The organism is Cellulomonas sp. URHB0016 (assembly GCF_054057935.1).
Window position 1 is genome coordinate 3,627,484 of record NZ_JBSRZU010000001.1, and the last position, 18,948, is coordinate 3,646,431.

At 72.3% G+C, this 18,948-nt stretch carries 14 protein-coding genes and 1 pseudogene; 10 read left to right on the forward strand and 5 right to left on the reverse strand.

All coding sequences use genetic code 11. From position 1 onward, the window contains the following. The first annotated feature begins 3 nt into the window (after positions 1-3). The 4 genes and pseudogenes from ACVW07_RS16690 to ACVW07_RS16705 all read left to right on the forward strand — a co-directional run bounded on the left by ACVW07_RS16690 (position 4) and on the right by ACVW07_RS16705 (position 6,134). Positions 4-1,549, forward strand: a pseudogene (locus ACVW07_RS16690) (NADH-quinone oxidoreductase subunit M). Then, positions 1,546-3,270 carry an NADH-quinone oxidoreductase subunit NuoN gene (gene nuoN, locus ACVW07_RS16695; protein ID WP_456820339.1) on the forward strand — a complete coding sequence of 575 codons (1,725 nt, stop codon included), beginning with the start codon at positions 1,546-1,548 and terminating at the stop codon, positions 3,268-3,270. Before ACVW07_RS16690 ends, nuoN begins: the two are co-directional and overlap by 4 nt. Before the next feature lie 124 nt (positions 3,271-3,394). Then, positions 3,395-4,402, forward strand: a complete 1,008-nt coding sequence (locus tag ACVW07_RS16700) for a polyprenyl synthetase family protein (protein WP_456820340.1) — start codon at positions 3,395-3,397, stop codon at positions 4,400-4,402. 178 nt (positions 4,403-4,580) lie between these two features. Further along, the gene (locus tag ACVW07_RS16705) at positions 4,581-6,134 is read left to right on the forward strand and encodes an RDD family protein (RefSeq protein ID WP_456820341.1); all 1,554 of its coding nucleotides are present in this window, start codon (positions 4,581-4,583) and stop codon (positions 6,132-6,134) included. Between the two features lie 125 nt (positions 6,135-6,259). Here ACVW07_RS16705 and ACVW07_RS16710 read toward each other — a convergent pair whose 3' ends face one another. The 5 genes from ACVW07_RS16710 to sdhC all read right to left on the reverse strand — a co-directional run bounded on the left by ACVW07_RS16710 (position 6,260) and on the right by sdhC (position 10,662). After that, the gene (locus ACVW07_RS16710) at positions 6,260-7,084 is read right to left on the reverse strand and encodes a phosphotransferase (RefSeq protein WP_456820342.1); all 825 of its coding nucleotides are present in this window, start codon (positions 7,082-7,084) and stop codon (positions 6,260-6,262) included. 90 nt (positions 7,085-7,174) lie between these two features. Then, the gene (locus tag ACVW07_RS16715; protein ID WP_456820343.1) at positions 7,175-7,936 is read right to left on the reverse strand and encodes a succinate dehydrogenase iron-sulfur subunit; all 762 of its coding nucleotides are present in this window, start codon (positions 7,934-7,936) and stop codon (positions 7,175-7,177) included. Next, entirely contained in the window at positions 7,936-9,786 is a 1,851-nt protein-coding gene (gene sdhA, locus ACVW07_RS16720; RefSeq protein WP_456820344.1) for a succinate dehydrogenase flavoprotein subunit, read from the reverse strand. Before sdhA ends, ACVW07_RS16715 begins: the two co-directional genes overlap by 1 nt. A 25-nt stretch (positions 9,787-9,811) precedes the next feature. After that, the gene (gene sdhD / locus ACVW07_RS16725) at positions 9,812-10,270 is read right to left on the reverse strand and encodes a succinate dehydrogenase, hydrophobic membrane anchor protein (protein ID WP_456820345.1); all 459 of its coding nucleotides are present in this window, start codon (positions 10,268-10,270) and stop codon (positions 9,812-9,814) included. Continuing rightward, positions 10,270-10,662: a succinate dehydrogenase, cytochrome b556 subunit gene (gene sdhC, locus ACVW07_RS16730; RefSeq protein WP_456820346.1), complete on the reverse strand. Its 393-nt coding sequence runs from the start codon at positions 10,660-10,662 to the stop codon at positions 10,270-10,272. The genes sdhD and sdhC overlap by 1 nt, the downstream gene beginning before the upstream one ends. 226 nt (positions 10,663-10,888) lie before the next feature. Here sdhC and ACVW07_RS16735 point away from each other — a divergent pair, with 226 nt between their 5' ends. From ACVW07_RS16735 to ACVW07_RS16760, 6 genes are all read left to right on the forward strand, one after another. Next, positions 10,889-12,043, forward strand: a complete 1,155-nt coding sequence (locus ACVW07_RS16735) for a mannose-1-phosphate guanylyltransferase (protein WP_456820347.1) — start codon at positions 10,889-10,891, stop codon at positions 12,041-12,043. A 142-nt stretch (positions 12,044-12,185) separates the two neighbouring features. Beyond that, positions 12,186-13,403, forward strand: coding sequence for an amidohydrolase (locus ACVW07_RS16740; protein ID WP_456821106.1), 1,218 nt, complete (start codon positions 12,186-12,188; stop codon positions 13,401-13,403). 233 nt (positions 13,404-13,636) lie between these two features. Continuing rightward, positions 13,637-14,752: a BMP family lipoprotein gene (locus tag ACVW07_RS16745; protein WP_456820348.1), complete on the forward strand. Its 1,116-nt coding sequence runs from the start codon at positions 13,637-13,639 to the stop codon at positions 14,750-14,752. A gap of 104 nt (positions 14,753-14,856) precedes the next feature. Continuing rightward, the gene (locus tag ACVW07_RS16750) at positions 14,857-16,413 is read left to right on the forward strand and encodes an ABC transporter ATP-binding protein (RefSeq protein ID WP_456820349.1); all 1,557 of its coding nucleotides are present in this window, start codon (positions 14,857-14,859) and stop codon (positions 16,411-16,413) included. After that, on the forward strand, positions 16,406-17,659 hold the full coding sequence (locus ACVW07_RS16755; protein ID WP_456820350.1) for an ABC transporter permease: 1,254 nt from the start codon (positions 16,406-16,408) through the stop codon (positions 17,657-17,659). The genes ACVW07_RS16750 and ACVW07_RS16755 overlap by 8 nt, the downstream gene beginning before the upstream one ends. Next, positions 17,656-18,948 (forward strand): ABC transporter permease, encoded by a 1,293-nt coding sequence (locus ACVW07_RS16760; RefSeq protein WP_456820351.1) that lies wholly within the window; start codon positions 17,656-17,658, stop codon positions 18,946-18,948. The genes ACVW07_RS16755 and ACVW07_RS16760 overlap by 4 nt, the downstream gene beginning before the upstream one ends.

Sequence of the window (18,948 nt, forward strand, 5' to 3'; positions counted from 1 at the left end):
ACGATGTCGTCCTCCTTCCCCTGGCTGACCGCCCTGATCGTGCTGCCGCTCCTCGGTGCGGTCGCCCTCTGGGTCCTGCCTTCGTCGCTGCGCGGCCGTACGCGGGCCGTCGCCCTCGGCATCACCGTCGCCGAGCTCCTACTGGCCGTCGGTGCGCTGGTGGCCTTCGACCGGTCGTCCGCGCAGACGTACCAGCTCACCGAGACGCACGGGTGGATCCCCGCGTTCGGCGTCTCCTACGCCGTCGGCGTGGACGGCGTAGGGCTGTCGCTCATCCTCATGTCGGTGGTGCTGGTGCCGCTCGTGGTCCTCGCCGGCTGGCGTGAGCAGGGCTCGGCGAGCGCGGCCACCGACCGCCTGCGCCACTACCTCGCGCTGATCCTGGTGCTGGAGGCGTTCATCGTCGCGGTGTTCTCCGCGCGGGACGTGTTCTTCTTCTACGTCCTGTTCGAGGCGATGCTGGTCCCCGTCTACTTCATGATCGGCGGGTTCGGCGGCGCCCAGCGTCGCTACGCGGCCGTGAAGTTCCTGCTGTTCGGCCTGGCGGGCGGGCTCATCATGCTCGTCGCGGTCATCGGCCTGTACCTGCAGGGACCCGGCGGGCCGCAGGGCTTCCTCACCGAGAACCTCACCGGCCTGACGATCGACCCGACCCTCGAGAAGTGGCTGTTCCTCGCGTTCTTCCTGGCGTTCGCCATCAAGGCGCCGATGTTCCCGGTGCACACGTGGCTGCCGGACGCGGCCGAGCAGGCGCCGGTCGGGACCTCCACGCTCCTGGTCGGCGTCCTCGACAAGGTCGGCACGTTCGGGATGCTCACGCTGTGCCTGCCGCTGTTCCCGTCGGCGTCCCGCTGGGCCGCACCGGTCATCATCGTGCTGGCGCTCGTCTCGATCCTGTACGGCGCGCTGCTCGCGATCGGGCAGAAGGACCTCATGCGGCTCATCGCCTACACGTCGGTGTCGCACTTCGGGTTCATCGTGCTGGGCATCTTCGCGTTCACGTCGACGTCGATCGCCGGCTCGTCGTTCTACATGGTCAACCACGGGCTCTCCACCGGGGGCGCTGTTCCTCGTGGCGGGCTACCTGGTGGCCCGCCACGGGTCGCAGCAGATCGCCGACTTCGGCGGGCTGCAGAGGGTCGTACCGGTGCTGGCCGGCTTCTTCCTGGTCGCCGGCCTCTCGGCGCTGTCGCTGCCGGGCCTCTCGACGTTCGTCAGCGAGATCCTCGTGCTCGTCGGCACGTTCGCCCGGCATCCCGCGGCGTCGGTCGTCGCGAGCCTCGGTGTGGTGCTCGCCGCGATCTACGTGCTGTGGACGTACCAGCGGGTGTTCACCGGACCGGTCCGCGACGAGCTCGCGCCGGCGCCGGACCTGGTCGGGCGGGAGAAGTGGGCCGTCGCGCCGCTCCTGGCGCTCATGGTGGTCCTCGGGTTCCTGCCGGGCCCCGCGCTGGACCTCGTCCGGCCGCCCGCGCAGGTCACGCTCGAGCAGGTCGGCGTGACGGACGTCCCGGCGTCCGCCCCGTCCGTGGAAGGGAGTGACCAGTGAGCGACTTCACCGCACCCACCGTCGACTGGGCCCAGCTGAGCCCGGTCCTGATCGTGCTGCTCGCGGCCGTCGCCGGCGTGCTCGTCGAGGCGTTCGTGCCGGCGCGTCGGCGCCGCGCCGTGCAGCTCGGGCTCGCCGTCGCGGCGCTCGCCGGGGCGCTCGTCGCCGTGGCGGCGCTCTGGAGCGGCGTGGCCGACGACGGAGGCACCGCCGTGCTGGGCGGCTCGCTCATCGTGGACGGGCCGACCCTCGTGCTGCAGGGCACGCTCGCCCTCCTCGCGCTGCTGGCGCTGCTCGTGGTCGTGGACCGCACGGAGACGGGGGAGGACGCCTTCGCGCCCTCGGCGTCGTCCGTCCCGGGCTCGGACTACGAGGAGCTCGCGCGGCGCAAGGGTGTCGAGCAGACGGAGATCTACCCGCTCCTGCTCTTCGCGACGGGCGGCATGCTGATCTTCCCCGCGGCCGGCGACCTGCTGACGCTGTTCGTCGCGCTCGAGGTGCTGTCGCTGCCGCTCTACCTGCTCACCGGCATGGCCCGTCGTCGTCGCCTGCTGTCGCAGGAGGCGTCCATGAAGTACTTCCTGCTCGGTGCCTTCACGTCGGCGCTGATGCTCTTCGGCATCGCGCTGGTGTACGGGTACAGCGGCTCGCTGCGTTACTCGGCGATCGGCGAGGCGACGCAGGAGGCAAGCGGGCTGGACGGCCTGCTGCTGGTCGGCTCCGTGCTGATCCTCGCGGGACTGCTGTTCAAGGTCGGTGCGGCGCCCTTCCACACCTGGACCCCGGACGTCTACCAGGGCGCCCCTACGCCCATCACGGGCTTCATGGCGGCCTGCACCAAGGTTGCCGCGTTCGGCGCGCTGCTGCGGATCGTGTACGTGGTGCTGCCGGGTCTCGACTGGGACCTGAGCGTGGTGCTGTGGACGGTCACCATCCTCACGATGGTCATCGGTACGGTCGGTGCGCTCGTGCAGACCGACATGAAGCGCGTGCTCGGCTACTCGTCGATCGCGCACGCGGGGTTCATCCTCACGGGCGTCGTCGCGCTCAACCAGGCCGGCGTCACCGCGGTGCTCTTCTACCTGCTCGTCTACGGGGCCGCGACGATCGGCGCCTTCGGCATCGTCTGGCTCGTGCGTGAGCGCAGCGTGGAGGCGGACGGCTCCGGCGGGGCGATCCTCGGCGAGGCGACGCACCTGTCCCAGTGGGCGGGGCTCGGACGGTCGAACCCGGCTCTCGCGCTCACGTTCGCGCTGTTCCTGCTGTCGTTCGCGGGCATCCCGCTGACCGCCAGGTTCGCCGGCAAGTTCGCCGTGTTCTCCGCGGCGATCGAGGGCGGCGCGTGGCCGCTCGCGCTCATCGGTGTCCTGTCGTCGTCGGCGGCGGCGTTCTTCTACGTGCGGATCATCGTGCTGATGTTCTTCACGGCGCCGGCCGGCTCCCCGGAGACCGCCGAGGACGGCGCTGCCGTGGAGCCTGTCGCGGCGGAGGTCGCCGTCCCGCTCGACGTGCCGGCCGAGCCGGTGCCCGACGTCCCGGCGAACACGCTGGCCACGGCCGTGCAGGTGCGGCCGGCGGCGACCACGACCACGACCGTCGTCGGCGCCGAGGGCTTCGCCACCGTGGCCATCGCGGTGTGTGCCGCAGCCACCGTGATCCTCGGCGTGGCTCCCTCCTGGCTGCTCGACCTGATCGGGAGCGTCGCGCAGTTCCTCCCGTGACCTGTCGGCGGACCCCGCGCGTGCCTGGGGCCGGACGCTCGGGCGAGCGGCCCGTGCGACCGGTGCGTCGGCGCCGGTCGGGCCCGTGTCCGTGGAGGACGTGCGGGGAAGATAGGTTCGTCCCGTGACAACGACCACCGCCATCCCGCTCGGGGACCCCGTCCTCGCGGAACGGCTGACGGCCCGGCTCGCCCTCGTCGAGGAGCGGCTCCGCCACGCGGTGACCCATGCGGACCCGCTTGCGGACGACGCCTCCCGGCACCTGGTGAACGCAGGCGGCAAGCGCCTGCGACCGCTCCTGACGCTCCTCGCCGCCGAGCTGGGAGACGGTGCCCGGCGTGAGGTCCTCGATGCCGCCGTGGTCGTGGAGCTGACGCACCTGGCGACGCTGTACCACGACGACGTCATGGACTCGGCGCCGCTGCGCCGCGGAGCTCCCGCGGCGCAGGAGGTGTGGGGCAACTCCGTCGCGATCCTCACCGGTGACCTGCTGTTCGCCCGCGCGTCGGCCACGGTGGCCGGGCTGGGGCCGGAGGCGGTCCGCATCCAGGCGGCGACGTTCGAGCGGCTCTGTCTCGGGCAGCTGCACGAGACGGTCGGCCCCCGCCCCGACGAGGACCCGGTGGCGCACTACCTGCAGGTGCTGTCGGACAAGACGGCGTCGCTCATCTCGACGTCGGCGCGGTTCGGTGCGATGTTCGCCGGCTGCCGCCCCGACGCCGTCGCCATCGTGACGGGTTTCGGGGAGCGGATCGGCATCGCGTTCCAGCTCGCCGACGACGTGCTCGATCTCACGTCCGACGGCGACGTCTCCGGGAAGACCCCGGGCACCGACCTGCGCGACCGGGTGCCGACCATGCCGACGCTGCTCCTGCGTGCGCGGGCGGCCGGCCCTGACGCGACGGCCGACGACCTGGCCGCGCTCGCCCTCCTCGACGCGGACCTGACCGACGACGACGCGCTCGCCCGCGCCGTCGCGGCCCTGCGGGCCCATCCCGTCGTCGAGGAGACGCGCACGCGGGCCGTCGAGGCGGCTCGTGCCGCCGTGGGTGAGCTCGAAGGGCTGCCGCCGGGGCCGGTGAAGGACGCGCTCGTGTCGTTCGCGGACGCGTTGGTCGACCGCGCGTCCTGACGTCTCCCGCGCGGCTCAGCCGCCGGACGAGGGACCCACGGTGGACGAACCCCTGCGCGCCGCCGGGACTCTGGCACCATGTCGGCGCGGGCCCGCTCGTCGACCGGTGGTGCCTGCGCATTCCGTGCCTGTTCCTGTGCCCGTAGACCGTGCCCCTAGAGGTGACCGGGAGGCTGCCATGAGCGCTCGCTCGTCCGACGCCGGACGCGTGGCGCCCGCGGGCGCGGGGCGGTTCGTCGTGGCCCCGGGCGCCGTGGCCCCGATCAGCCGGCGGGTGCTCGCCTACGCCGTCGACGCGCTGCTCCTGGTCCTCGCGTTCGTCGCCGGCTATGTGGTGGGCGGCGCGAGGTCGTTCCTGCCGTCGGCGCTGTGCCTCGTGGTCGCCGTCGCGCAGTGGCTGGCCGAGTCGTTCACGGGCGCCAGTGCAGGCGGTGCTCTCGTCGGCACCCGCACCGTGTCCGTGCGCACCGGCCGGCCTGCCGGGCTCGTCGCCATCCTCGTGCGGCAGCTCGTCGTCGGGGCCGGCGCGCTGGCATGCCTCGTCGGGCAGTGGGTGGTGGTCGTCTCCGGCGTGTGGGACCCGTCGCCCGCGCAACGCGGTTGGCACGACAAGCTGGCGGGGACCCTGGTGCTGCGGGCGGCGGCCGTTCGGCAGGCCACCGGTGGGGCGCCTGTCGCGGACGCCGCCTGGGACAACGCCGTGGCGAGGGCGCTCGGCAACCCGGGCGGCGGGCGCCAGGGGCAGGGGCTGCCCGGACCGGTCGCGCCGGTCCCGATCTCAGGGGCGCCGGGCGGACCGTCCGTGCCGGGTGCGCCGCCGGCCTTCGGTTCACGTCCGGTGCCGGGTGCGCCGCCGGGGTCCGGTTCACGTCCGGTGCCGGGTGCTCCACCGGCGGCCGGTTCGCGTCCGGTGCCGGGTGCTCCACCGGCGGCCGGTTCGCGTCCGGTGCCGGGTGCTCCACCGGCGGCCGGTTCGCGTCCCGTGCCCGGTGCTCCGCCCGTGCTCGGTGCGCCGGCCGCGCACGCCACGCCACCGACCTCCGTCCAGCCGCCCGCTCCGGTGGGTCCGCTGCCCCGCACCGACGAACCGGTGCGGACAGCCCCGATGATCGACGTGCCGGCCGACGTGCACCCGCTGCCGGACGCTCCTGTGGCGCCCCGAGCGGTCATCGGTGCACCACCTGCCTCCCCGGCTGTCCCGGCCTCGAGCTCCCCTCCGCACGCGGCCGCGGGGCTCATCCAAGGCCCTCCGTCGGACGTCCGGAGCCGACGTGATCTGCGGCTCGACGAGCGCCCGTCGCAGGACCCGCGGGCGCGGCCGTCGACGCCGGGCGAGGTCGGCGACCTCGGCGACCTCGAGCACACCCGGCTGCGACCCGGCGGCCCGGCGCCCGCGTCGGCGCCGGACGGCCTGCGGCTGGTGTTCGACACCGGGGAGCGTCTCGAGGTGGCCGGGGACGGCCTCGTGGGCCGTCGCCCGACCGCCGAGGAGGGTGTCGACCACGTGGTCGCCATCGACGACCCGGAGCGGTCCATCTCGAAGGTACACCTGGCGTTCGGGCCGGTGCCCGACGGCGGCCTGTGGGTCATGGACCGCGGTTCGACGAACGGCACCGTGCTGGTGGGTCCGGACGGGTCGCGGGTGGTGCTCCCGGCGGGTGCGCGGGTGGGGGCGCCGGTCGGCTCGACGATCCGGTTCGGACAGCGCAGCGTCCGCGTGGAGCGTCGCTGACGGGCTGCGCCGGGCCGTGCCGGCCGGAGGCGGACGCAGGCAGGCGCGCGCCGGGTGCAGTGCCGAGACCTGCCGGCAGGTGAAGGGCGACGGCGCTCGCCCCTTCGCTCAGACGTGAGCGGCGCTCAGCGGGCCGAGGCGAGCGCGGACCGGACTGCAGGGGCGCGGTCCCGCAGGACGGCCAGGCGGCGCCGGGTGCTCGCCGGCTCACCGATCTCTCCGAGCCGGAGCATCCCGGGGTCGCCGACGCCCTGACCGCGCTCGATCCGGTCGCAGGCCTGCGCCATCCGGACCTGCACGTGGTCCAGCAGCTCGGCGGGGTCGAGGCCGCCGTACCCGTCCGCGACGACGCGCAAGCCGTCGGCTGCGGCCACAGGGTCGTCGCCGAGCCGCAGCAGGGGCGCGTTCCAGGCGAACATCGCCACGTCGTCGAGCGGCACGCCGGGACCTGCCACGTCCCAGTCGAACACGCCGGCCAGCTCGTCGCCGTCGAACGCCATGTTGTACATCGCGGTGTCGTGGTGGCACAGGATCTCGCCGTCCTCCAGGGCACGGTCCACGAACCTCCAACGCCGCCGTTCGCGCCCGAACCCCTGGACCACCGCGTGGTACTCGCGGAGCCAGCGCATGGCCGAGCGCACCTGGCCGTCGGTGAGCTCCTCGACGCCGATCTCGACGACCCGGCCAGGGAGGAAGGTCAGCACCTCGCGGCCGCGGTCGTCGATCCCCAGCACGCGGGGGATGTGCGGCAGGCCGGCGTCCGCGAGGAACTGCAGCAGCTCGTGCACCGCAGGGGTCCACGGCCCGGTGGGCCGGCGCACGGTGTCCCCGACCCGCACGGCGCCGCCCACGTTGCCGCCGGGCAGGGCGACCTCGACGGCGACGTCACCGCTGTCGGCGGGCGGAGCCGCGGTCCCGGCGGGCGAGGGCGAGGGGAGGGTGCCGGTCACTCGCGTGAGGCTACCCGGAGGCGTCCCGAGGCTCTTGGGCCGTCCACCTCCCTCGTCAGGAGCAGCCGGGCCGGACGCCGTCAGGTCCGGTCAGAAGGCGCGCGTGATCATCGCGCGCTTCACTTCCTGGATCGCCTTGGTGACCTCGATGCCGCGCGGGCACGCCTCGGTGCAGTTGAAGGTCGTGCGGCAGCGCCACACGCCCTCCTTGTCGTTGAGGATCTCGAGGCGCTGGGTGCCGCCCTCGTCGCGGCTGTCGAAGATGAACCGGTGCGCGTTGACGATCGCGGCGGGGCCGAAGTACTGCCCGTCGGTCCAGAACACCGGGCAGGACGACGTGCACGCGGCGCAGAGGATGCACTTGGTGGTGTCGTCGAACCGCTCGCGCTGTGCGGCGGACTGCAGGCGCTCCTTCGTGGGCTCGTTCCCGGTGGTGATGAGGAACGGCATGATCTCGCGGTACGACGCGAAGAACGGCTCCATGTCGACCACGAGGTCCTTGATGACCGGCAGGCCCTTGATGGGCTCGACGGTGATCGGCTTGGTGATGTCGAGGTCCTTGAGCAGCGTCTTGCAGGCGAGCCGGTTGCGGCCGTTGATCCGCATCGCGTCCGACCCGCACACCCCGTGCGCGCACGAGCGGCGGAACGTCAGCGAACCGTCCTGCTGCCACTTGACCTGGTGCAGCGCGTCGAGGACCCGGTCGGTCCCGTGGGCCTGCACGCGGAACTCGTCCCAGTGCGCCACGGTCGTGGCGCCGGACTCGTCCGGCAGGTAGCGCAGGACCTTGAGGGTGACCTCGAACGAGGGGATCTCGCCCACCTTCGCGGGGGCGTCGGCGACAGCGGTCATCAGTACTTGCGCTCCATCGGCTGGTAGCGGGTCATGGTGACGGGCTTGGAGCCCAGCACGAGCTGGTACCCGTCGAACACGGTGGTGTGCGAGAACGGGCCCTTGCGGTCGCCGTCGTGGTCGGTGCCCGACCGGCGGTGGCCCTCCGTGGGCAGCGGCCGGCGGTAGGCCATCGTGTGCAGCATGTAGTTCTTGTCGTCCCGGTCCGGGAAGTCCTCGCGGAAGTGACCGCCGCGCGACTCGTCGCGGTTCAGGGCGCCGACGACCACGGTCTCGGCGATGTCCAGCAGGAACCCGAGCTCGACGGCCTCGAGCAGGTCGGTGTTGAACATCCGGCTCTTGTCCTGGACGCTGACCGCGCGGAACCGCTTCTGCAGGGCCTTGACGTCGTCGAGGGCTTCCGTGAGCGACTCGCGGGTGCGGAACACCTGCGCGTTCTTGTCCATCGTCTCCTGCAGCGCCTTGCGCAGGTCCGCCACGCGCTCGCCGTCGGGGCGCGTCCGGATCTCCTCCAGGCCGGCGACGACGGTCGCGGCGGGGTCCTCGGGCAGCTCGACGAACGACGCGGTCGACGCGTACAGGGCGGCCGAGATCCCGGCCCGCTTGCCGAACACGTTGATGTCGAGCAGCGAGTTGGTGCCGAGCCGGTTGGAGCCGTGCACGCTCACGCACGCCACCTCGCCGGCCGCGTACAGCCCACGGATGACGTCGGTCGAGTTGCGGAGCACCTCGGCGTCGATGTTGGTGGGCACGCCGCCCATCGCGTAGTGCGCGGTGGGGTAGACGGGGACGGGCTCGGTATACGGCTCGATGCCGAGGTACGTCCGGGCGAACTCGGTGATGTCCGGCAGCTTCGCGTCGATGTGCGCGGGCTCGAGGTGCGTGAGGTCGAGCAGCACGTAGTCCTTGTTCGGACCGGCACCGCGTCCCTCGCGCACCTCGTTGGCCATCGACCGGGCGACGATGTCGCGCGGCGCGAGGTCCTTGATGGTGGGGGCGTAGCGCTCCATGAAGCGCTCGCCCTCGGAGTTGCGCAGGATGGCGCCCTCGCCACGCGCGGCCTCCGACAGGAGGATGCCGAGGCCCGCGAGGCCCGTCGGGTGGAACTGGAAGAACTCCATGTCCTCCAACGGGATGCCGCGGCGGTACGCCAGCGCCATGCCGTCGCCCGTGAGGGTGTGCGCGTTCGACGTGGTCTTGTAGATCTTGCCGGCACCACCCGTGGCCAGGACCACGGACTTGGCCCGGAAGACGTGGATCTCGCCCGTCGCCAGCTCGTACGCGACGACGCCCGAGACGTTGACCTCCTCGCCGTCCGGGACGTGCCCGGCGGCGAGATCGTGGTCCACGAGCAGGTCGAGCACGTAGAACTCGTTGAAGAACTCGACCTCGTTCTTCACGCACTGCTGGTAGAGGGTCTGCAGGATCATGTGGCCGGTGCGGTCGGCGGCGTAGCAGGACCGGCGCACGGCGGCCTCGCCGTGGTTGCGGGTGTGCCCGCCGAACCGGCGCTGGTCGATGCGGCCCTCGGGCGTCCGGTTGAACGGCAGGCCCATCTTCTCCAGGTCGAGCACCGCGTCGATGGCCTCCTTGGCCATGACCTCGGCGGCGTCCTGGTCGACGAGGTAGTCGCCGCCCTTGACCGTGTCGAACGTGTGCCACTCCCAGTTGTCCTCCTCGACGTTGGCGAGCGCGGCGCACATGCCGCCCTGCGCCGCACCGGTGTGGGAGCGCGTCGGGTAGAGCTTCGAGATGACGGCCGTGCGCACGCGGGTCGACGACTCGAGCGCCGCACGCATGCCCGCGCCGCCGGCGCCGACGATGACGACGTCGTACTGGTGGGTCTGCATCAGAGGTGAGGTCCTTACCGAGAGGTCAGGCCGTGCAGAACGACGGCAGCAGGTCGGCCGGCGAGCCCGAGGGGCACGGGTCGAACGTGAAGATCACGAGCGTGCCGAGGATCACCACGATGACGAACGCGAGGTAGAGCAGGCCCTTGAGCACCAGCCGGGTGCCGTCCCGCTCCGCGTAGTCGTTGATGATCGTCCGCACGCCGTTGGTGCCGTGAATCATCGCGAGCCAGAGCATGAGCAGGTCCCAGACCTGCCAGAAGGGCGAGGCCCACTTGCCGGCGACGAAGCCGAAGCCGATCGCGGAGATGCCGTCGCCGGCGACCAGGTTCACGAACAGGTGGCCGAAGATGAGCACGAGCAGCAGCACGCCCGACGCGCGCATGAAGATCCAGCCGTACAGCTCCGTGTTGCCGCGCGTGGTGCGGCGGCCGGGGCCGGGCCGGGGCGGGCGCGGGGCCTTGGGGTCGGCGACGAGGGTCATCACTCACCTCCGAAGACGTGCATGAGGTGGCGGGGCAGGAAGCCGGCCATGGTCACGACGAACAGGCCGACGACGATCCACAGCATCACGCGCTGGTACTTCGTGCCCTTGGCCCAGAAGTCCACGAGGATGATCCGGATGCCGTTGAAGGCGTGGAACACGATGGCGGCGACGAGGCCGGCCTCGCCGAGGCCCATGACCGGGTTCTTGTACGTGCCGATCACGTCGTTGTACGTCTCGGGCGACACCCGCACGAGCGCGGTGTCGAGGACGTGCACCAGAAGGAAGAAGAAGATCAGGACGCCGGTCACGCGGTGCGCGACCCACGACCACATGCCTTCGCGCCCCCGGTAGAGAGTTCCGGCGGGCGCTTTGGTGGGCGCTGCGGGCACTGGAGGGGCCTCCTGGCGGGTCAGGGTGTGAGGACGTCGTCGTCCTTGCGGCACGACGCCCGACGGCGGCGGGTGACGAGAGCAGCCGTTCGTGCGTCCGTCTCACTGTATAGACCGAGGGCGGTCACGAGGTCCGCGCCAGGGGCTTCGGTCCCATGTCCGGGCCCCTTTTGTGAGGAACTCCACAGCGCTGGAGGCCGCCGCCGCCCGGATAGCCTTGCCGACCATGAGCGCCCAGCCCGACGGACCGGTCCCCGACTTCCACGCGGTCATCCCCGCCGGGGGTGCGGGAACCCGGCTGTGGCCCCTGTCACGGGCCGGGCACCCGAAGTTCCTGCTCGACCTCACCGGGTCCGGCCGCACCCTCCTGCAGGGCACAGTCGACCGGCTCGTCCCCCTGACGGGTCCCGACCGGGTGCTGGTCGTCACCGGTGCCCGGCACGCCGCCGCCGTCGCCGCGCAGCTGCCCGAGGTGGTGGCCGGGAACGGACCCGACCGGGTGCTCGCCGAGCCGTCGCCGCGCGACTCGATGGCGGCGATCGGGCTGGCGGCCGCCGTCCTGCTCGAGCGGCACGGCGAGGACGTGGTCCTCGGGTCGTTCGCCGCCGACCACGTGATCGACGGCGCCCCGGACTTCGAGCGGGCGGTGCGCGAGGGTGTCGTGGCCGCACGCGCCGGGCACGTGGTGACGATCGGCATCCGGGCGACGGGCCCCTCGACCGCGTTCGGCTACGTGCGGGCGGGCGACGTGCTCGGGCTCGACGGTGCGCCGAGCGTGCGCATCGCCTCCGGCTTCACCGAGAAGCCCGACGAGGAGACGGCCGCCGCCTACCTCGCGACCGGCGAGTACCGGTGGAACGCCGGCATGTTCATCGTGCGGGCTCGCGTGCTGCTCGACCACCTCGCGACGCAGCTGCCCGCGCTGCACGACGGGCTGCGCACGATCGCGGCCGCGTGGGACGGGCCAGGTCGGGACGCGGTGCTGTCCGCGGTCTGGCCGGGACTCACGAAGATCGCGATCGACCACGCCATCGTCGAGCCCGTCGCGGCGGCCGGCGGGGTCGCCGTCGTGCCCGGGGACTTCACGTGGGACGACGTCGGCGACTTCGCGTCGCTGGGCGAGCTGCTGCGCGGGCTGCCGGCCGGTCTGCCGGGCACGGCAGGGACGACGCTCGGCGACGACGGGGCGGTGCTGCGGATCGACGCACCGGACGCCCTGGTGGTGCCGACCGGTGGCCGCACGGTGACCGTGGTCGGGCTCCCGGGGGCGGTCGTGGTCGACACCCCGGACGCGGTCCTGGTGACCACGCGGGAGCACGCCCAGAAGGTCAAGGCGGCGGTCGACGGCTGGCGGGCCCGCGGGCGCGACGAGCTCCTCTGACCGGCTGTGGGGGCGCCGCGCCCCACGGTTCCCCACCCGGCGGCCGGTCTGCGGGGCGGTCGTGCCGGACGGGCGTCCCCACCTGCGGACTAAGGTCGAGGGCGTGTCCGACGACGTCACCACCTTCCCCGCCGTGCCGGCCCTGGACGACCTGCGCCCGCGGCCGGCGGACCCGGGTGCCCGCCGGCTCGCCGCACTCATCGCCTCCCTGCGCGACGAGCTCGTCGAGGTCCGGCGGGACCTGCACGCCCACCCGGAGCTCGGCCGCACCGAGGAGCGGACCACCCGCGTGGTCGCCGAGCGCCTGCGCCTCGCCGGCCTGACACCGAGGCTGACGCCCGGGACCGGCCTCTTCTGCGACCTCGGTCCAGGGCCGGCCGTCACGGGCCGCCGCCGGATCGCCCTGCGTGCCGACCTCGACGCGCTCCCGGTCCAGGACACCTGCGGCCTGCCGTGGGCGTCCACCGTGCGCGGGATCGCGCACGCCTGCGGGCACGACGTGCACACCACGGCCGTGCTCGGGGCGGGTCTGGCGCTCGCGGACCTCGCGGCCTCCGGCGAGCTGGCGACCGGGGTGCGGCTCGTGTTCCAGCCGGCCGAGGAGGTGCAGCCCGGCGGCGCGCTCGACCTGATCTCCGCGGGCGCGCTCGACGGCGTGGCGCAGATCTTCGGGGTCCACTGCGACCCCAAGGTCGACGTGGGGCACGTCGGCACCCGCATCGGTCCGATCACGTCGGCGAGCGACGAGGTCACGGTGACCGTCACCGGCGCGGGCGGCCACACCTCCCGGCCGCACCTCACGGGCGACGTGGTGTTCGCGCTCGGTCAGGTCATCACTCAGGTCCCCGCGATCCTCGGCCGGCGCCTCGACCCACGGTCGGGCGTCAACCTGACGTGGGGCGCGGTGCAGGCCGGGTCGGCGCACAACGCGATCCCGTCGACCGGCACGGTGAAGGGCACGCTGCGCTGCCTGGACGTCCGGGCGTGGGAGAAGGCCTCCGAGGTGTTCCACGCCGCCGTCGAGCAGGTCGTGGCGCCGCTCGGTGTCGAGGTGCAGGTGCGTCATCTGCGTGGCGTGCCCCCGGTGGAGAACGACGAGCGGTCCACCGGGCTCCTGGAGGCCGCCGCGAGGGACGTGCTCGGGCCGGACTCGGTGCTCCTGACGGAGCAGTCGCTGGGCGGCGAGGACTTCGCCTGGTACCTCACGAGGGTCCCGGGCTCCATGGCCCGGCTCGGCACGCGCACGCCGGGCGGCCGCACGTACGACATCCACCAGGGCGACCTGCAGGTGGACGAGCGAGCGGTGGAGGCGGGTGCCCTGCTGCTCGCCCGGGTCGCGGTGCTCGCGGGCCGCGCCTGAACGAGCGTCCGCTGGGCGGCTGGTCTCGCATGTCGGAACGACACGTCCGTCACCTGGGAGGACATTCCAACTAGGTAACGGAAACCGACGGATACCGATCGGTAACGTGCGCGTCACGTACGGCTCAGTAGTGTCCGACACATCGATGCCGGACGAGCCGCCAGCGCGAGGGGGCGCTGCTGCGCCGTCCACACCACCTGCGCCGACGTGCCGACGAGATCCAGGAGATCCGCGTGAAGAACATCATCCGTGTGGCCGCGCTCAGCGGTGCCGTCGCCCTCGCGCTCGCGGCGTGCGGCAGCGCCCCCGAGGAGGAGGCCGGGTCCGACGGGACCGGGACAGCCGGCGCGTCCGACTTCAAGGCCTGCATGGTCTCCGACTCGGGCGGCTTCAACGACAAGTCGTTCAACGAGTCCGGCTACAACGGTCTGAAGGAGGCCGAGGACGCACTCGGCATCGAGACCGCCACGGCGGAGTCGAAGCAGGAGTCCGACTTCGCGCCGAACATCGACACGATGGTCGGGCAGGACTGCCACCTCATCGTGACCGTCGGCTTCCTGCTCGCGAAGGCCACCGGCGACGCCGCCACGGCGAACCCCGACACCAAGTTCGCGATCGTCGACTCGACGGCGCAGGACGCGGACGGCAAGACGATCGAGCTCGACAACGTCAAGCCCCTGAGCTTCGACACGGTCCAGGCCTCCTACCTCGCCGGCTACCTCGCGGCGGGCATGAGCAAGACCGGCACGGTCGCCACCTACGGCGGCATCCAGATCCCGACGGTGACCATCTTCATGGACGGCTTCGTGGACGGCGTCGCGAAGTACAACGAGGTGCACGGGACCGCGGTCAAGACGCTCGGCTGGGACAGCAAGGCCCAGAACGGCTCGTTCACCGGTGACTTCGAGGACCAGTCGAAGGGTCAGCAGCTGACCAACACGTTCATCGACCAGGGGGCGGACATCATCCTCCCGGTCGCGGGTCCGGTCGGCGGCGGCACGCTCGCCGCGGCACACGACGCGAACACGGCCGGCAAGAGCGTTGCCGTGATCTGGGTCGACTCCGACGGTGTCGAGACGAACCCGGACTCCTCCGACGTCATCCTCACGTCGGTCCTCAAGCAGATCGGCACGGCCGTCAACGACGTCGTCACGGCGGCCTCGAAGGACGAGTTCGAGAACTCGCCCTACGTCGGCACCCTCGAGAACGCCGGTGTCGACCTCGCGCCGTTCCACGACTTCGACTCCAAGGTCCCCGCGGACCTCAAGACCGAGGTGGACAAGCTGAAGCAGGACATCATCAGCGGCACCGTCAAGGTGAGCTCGCCGAGCTCCCCGTCGCAGTCCTGACCACCAGGCACGGGGCCGGTACGGACACGCAGTCCGTGCCGGCCCCCTGCCTGCCGGTCCGGCGATAGTGTCGCTTCTGCCACTGCGATGAAGGAGTCGCCGCCGTGAAGCTCGAGCTTCGGGGGATCACCAAGTCTTTCGGGCCGCTCGTGGCCAACGACCACATCGACCTGGTCGTCGAGCCCGGTCAGATCCATGCGCTCCTCGGCGAGAACGGCGCCGGCAAGTCGACCCTCATGAACGTCCTCTTCGGCCTGTACGAGGCGGACTCCGGGCAGATCCTGCTCGACGACGAGCCGCGCACGTTCGACGGGCCGCGTGACGCGCTGGGCGCGGGCATCGGGATGGTGCACCAGCACTTCATGCTCGTGCCCGTCTTCACCGTCGCCGAGAACGTCATGCTCGGTCACGAGGCCACCCGGCCGGGGGGGATCGGCCTGCTCGACCTCGACGAGGCCCGCACGCGCGTGCGGGCGCTCGCCGCCCGGTTCGGCTTCGAGCTGGACCCCGACGCGGTGGTCGAGGACCTCCCCGTGGGCGTCCAGCAGCGGGTCGAGATCGTCAAGGCGCTCGCCCGCGACGCCAAGGTGCTCATCCTCGACGAGCCCACCGCCGTGCTGACACCGCAGGAGACCGACGAGCTCATCGGGATCATGCGGCAGCTGCGGGACGCCGGGACGTCGATCGTGTTCATCACGCACAAGCTCCGCGAGGTGCGGGCCGTCGCCGACGTCATCACCGTCATCCGGCGCGGGGCCGTGGTGGGGTCCGCCTCCCCGGAGGCGAGCGAGACGGAGCTCGCCTCGATGATGGTCGGCCGTGCGGTGTCGCTCTCGCTCGGCAAGGCGCCCGCGACACCGGGGGCCACGACCGTGCAGGTCCGGGGGCTGACGGTGCTCGACGCCACCGGCGCGGCCGTCGTCGACGACGTGTCCTTCGAGCTCGCCCGGGGCGAGATCCTGACCTTGGCGGGCGTGCAGGGCAACGGGCAGACGGAGCTCTGCGAGGCGCTCCTGGGGCTCGAGCGGCCGGCCGCCGGGTCGATCCTGCTCGAGGGCCGCGAGCTCGTGGGGCTCTCCCCGCGGCAGGTCCTGGCGGCGGGGGTGGGGTTCGTGCCGGAGGACCGGTCGGTCGACGGGCTGGTCGGGGACTTCTCGGTCGCGGAGAACCTGGTGCTGGATCTCGTGCAGACCCCGGAGTACTCGCGGGCCGGTGCGCTCGACCTGGCGGCGATCCGCCGCAACGCGGAGCACCGGATCGAGGAGTACGACATCCGGACGCAGTCCGCGACGCAGGCCGCCGGCCGGCTGTCCGGGGGGAACCAGCAGAAGGTCGTCCTCGCGCGAGAGCTGTCGCGGCCGCTGAAGCTGTTCATCGCGAGCCAGCCCACCCGTGGCGTGGACGTCGGCTCCATCGAGTTCCTGCACCGGCGGATCGTCCGGGAGCGCGACGGCGGGACACCGGTGCTCATCGTCTCGACCGAGCTCGACGAGGTCGTCGAGCTCGCCGACCGCATCGCGGTGATGTACCGCGGCCGTCTCGTCGGCATCGTCCCGTCGGACACGCCGCGCGACGTGCTCGGCCTGATGATGGCCGGCGTCCCGCACGACGAGGCGACGGCGCAGGCCGCGGAGCACCCCACGGAGGCCGGGCATGAGTGAGGAGATCCTGGGCGAGGGGGTGACCCCGACGGCAGGGATGCCTGAGCCCGAGCGCGTCGAGGAACCGGAGGACCGTGGCGCCTCGGTGCTCCGCGAGATCGTCAGCGGCGACATCGGCGTCAGCGTGCTCGCCTTCCTGCTCGCGCTCGCCATCGGCGGCGTCCTCATCGCCGTCACCAACCCGGACGTGACCGAGGCGGCCCACTACTTCTTCGCCCGGCCGATGGACACGATCTCCGCCGCGTGGAACGCCGTGTGGGACGCCTACGCCGCGATGTTCCGCGGCGCCGTCTACAACGGCACCGCCGACACGTTCCAGCAGTCGATCAAGCCCCTCACCGAGACCATGACCGTCGCGACGCCGCTGATCATCGCGGCGCTCGGCGTGGCGGTCGGATTCCGGGCGGGGCTGTTCAACATCGGTGCGCAGGGACAGATCATCCTCGGCGCGACCGTGGGCGGGTACATCGGCTTCGCGTTCAGCCTGCCGGCCGGGGTGCACCTGCTCCTCGCGCTCCTCGGCGGCATCCTCGGCGGCGCGCTCTGGGCCGGCATCGCGGGCGTGCTCAAGGCCCGCACCGGCGCCCACGAGGTGATCGTCACGATCATGCTCAACTACGTCGCGCTGTACCTCCTCGGGTACCTGCTCACCACGGACGCGTTCACGCGTGAGGGGTCGAACCAGCCGACGAGCCCGGGCGTCAAGGAGACCGCCCAGCTGCCGCTGCTGCTGGGCGACTGGTCGCGGCTGCACGCCGGGTTCCTCGTGGCGATCGTCGCGGCCGTGTTCGTGTGGTGGCTGATGAGCCGCTCGGTGGTCGGGTTCCGGTTCCGCGCCGTCGGGTCCAACCCCCACGCGTCCCGCACGGCGGGCATCGGCATCCCCACCACGGTCGTGCTCGTGATGCTGGTCTCGGGTGCGCTGGCCGGCCTCGCGGGGGGCGTGCACATCCTCGGCACCGAGCACCAGCTGACCGGCGGCATCGCCGGGTCGCTCGGCTTCGACGCGATCACGGTCGCGCTGCTCGGCCGGTCCCGACCGCTCGGCATCTTCTTCGCCGGCCTGCTGTACGGCGGTCTCAACGTCGGCGGCCGGGTCATGGAGGCCGCGACGGGCACGCCGATCGACATCGTCCTGGTGATCCAGGCGCTCGTGGTGCTGTTCATCGCCGCCCCGCCGCTCGTGCGGGCCATCTTCCGCCTCCCCGTACCGGGGACGGCCGTCGCGAAGGGAGCGACAGCGTGACCGCCGTCGACACGCACGCGCCCGCTGCCGCCGCGCACGCGCCGAACGAGACGCTGACCCGCCGGTCGTGGAAGGCGCCGATCGCCTTCGGCGTGCTCGGGCTCGCCGCCCTCGTCCTGTTCGGCCTGCTCGCGCCGGGCGGCGAGGAGACCACCTTCGTCATCTCCACCGACGACGACTTCGTGCAGCTCGGCCCGGTCGCGGCGCCGTCCAAGGCCACCGCGACGGTCCTCGGGATCGCGTGCCTGCTGCTCGCCGCGTACGCGGCCTGGCGGGCGTGGAACCGTGCACGTCTCGGCCGCTGGGTCGGTGCGCTGTTCGCCGTGCTGTGGGTCCTGTCGTTCCTCGTGTGGGCGGTCGCGGGCAAGTCGATGTCGCTGGTCAGCCTGCTGCAGGGCTCGCTGATCCTCGCGGTGCCCCTGGCGTTCGGCGCGATGGGCGGCCTGCTGAACGAGCGCGCCGGCGTCGTGAACATCGCGATCGAGGGCCAGCTGCTCACCGGTGCCTTCGGTGCGGCCGTCGTGGCCTCGATCACGCAGTCGGTCTACGCGGGGCTGATCGCCGCACCCGTGGCGGGCCTGCTCATCGGCTCGCTCCTGGCGCTGTTCACGGTCAAGTACCGGGTCAACCAGATCATCGTCGGCGTGGTGCTGAACGTGTTCGCCGTCGGCCTGACCAGCTTCCTGTTCTCGTCGGTGCTCAAGCCGAACGCGGCGACGCTGAACTCGCCGCCGCGCATGCCGGTCATCGAGATCCCCGTGCTGTCCGGCATCCCGGTCGTCGGACCGGTGCTGTTCCGGCAGACGCTGCTCGTCTACCTGCTGTACGTCGCCGTCGTGGTCGTCACGGTCGCGCTGTTCCGGACCCGGTGGGGGCTGCGCGTCCGTGCGGTCGGGGAGCACCCGCTGGCCGCGGACACCGTGGGCATCGACGTGCAGGCGACGCGGTGGCGCAACGTGCTCCTCGGCTCGATGGTCGCCGGTCTCGGTGGGGCGTTCTTCACCATCGGCTCCGTGGGCGCGTTCAGCCAGGAGATGACCGCCGGCAAGGGCTACATCGCGCTCGCGGCGATGATCCTCGGCCGGTGGACGCCGGTCGGCGCACTGGCGGCGGCGCTGCTGTTCGGCTTCTCCGACAAGCTGCAACAGGTGCTCGGCGTCCTGCAGACCCCCGTGCCGAACCAGTTCATGCTCATGCTCCCGTACCTCGTCACCATCGTCGCCGTGGCCGGGCTCGTCGGTCGCGTCCGCGGGCCGGCGGCCGCGGGGGAGCCCTACGTCAAGGAGTGA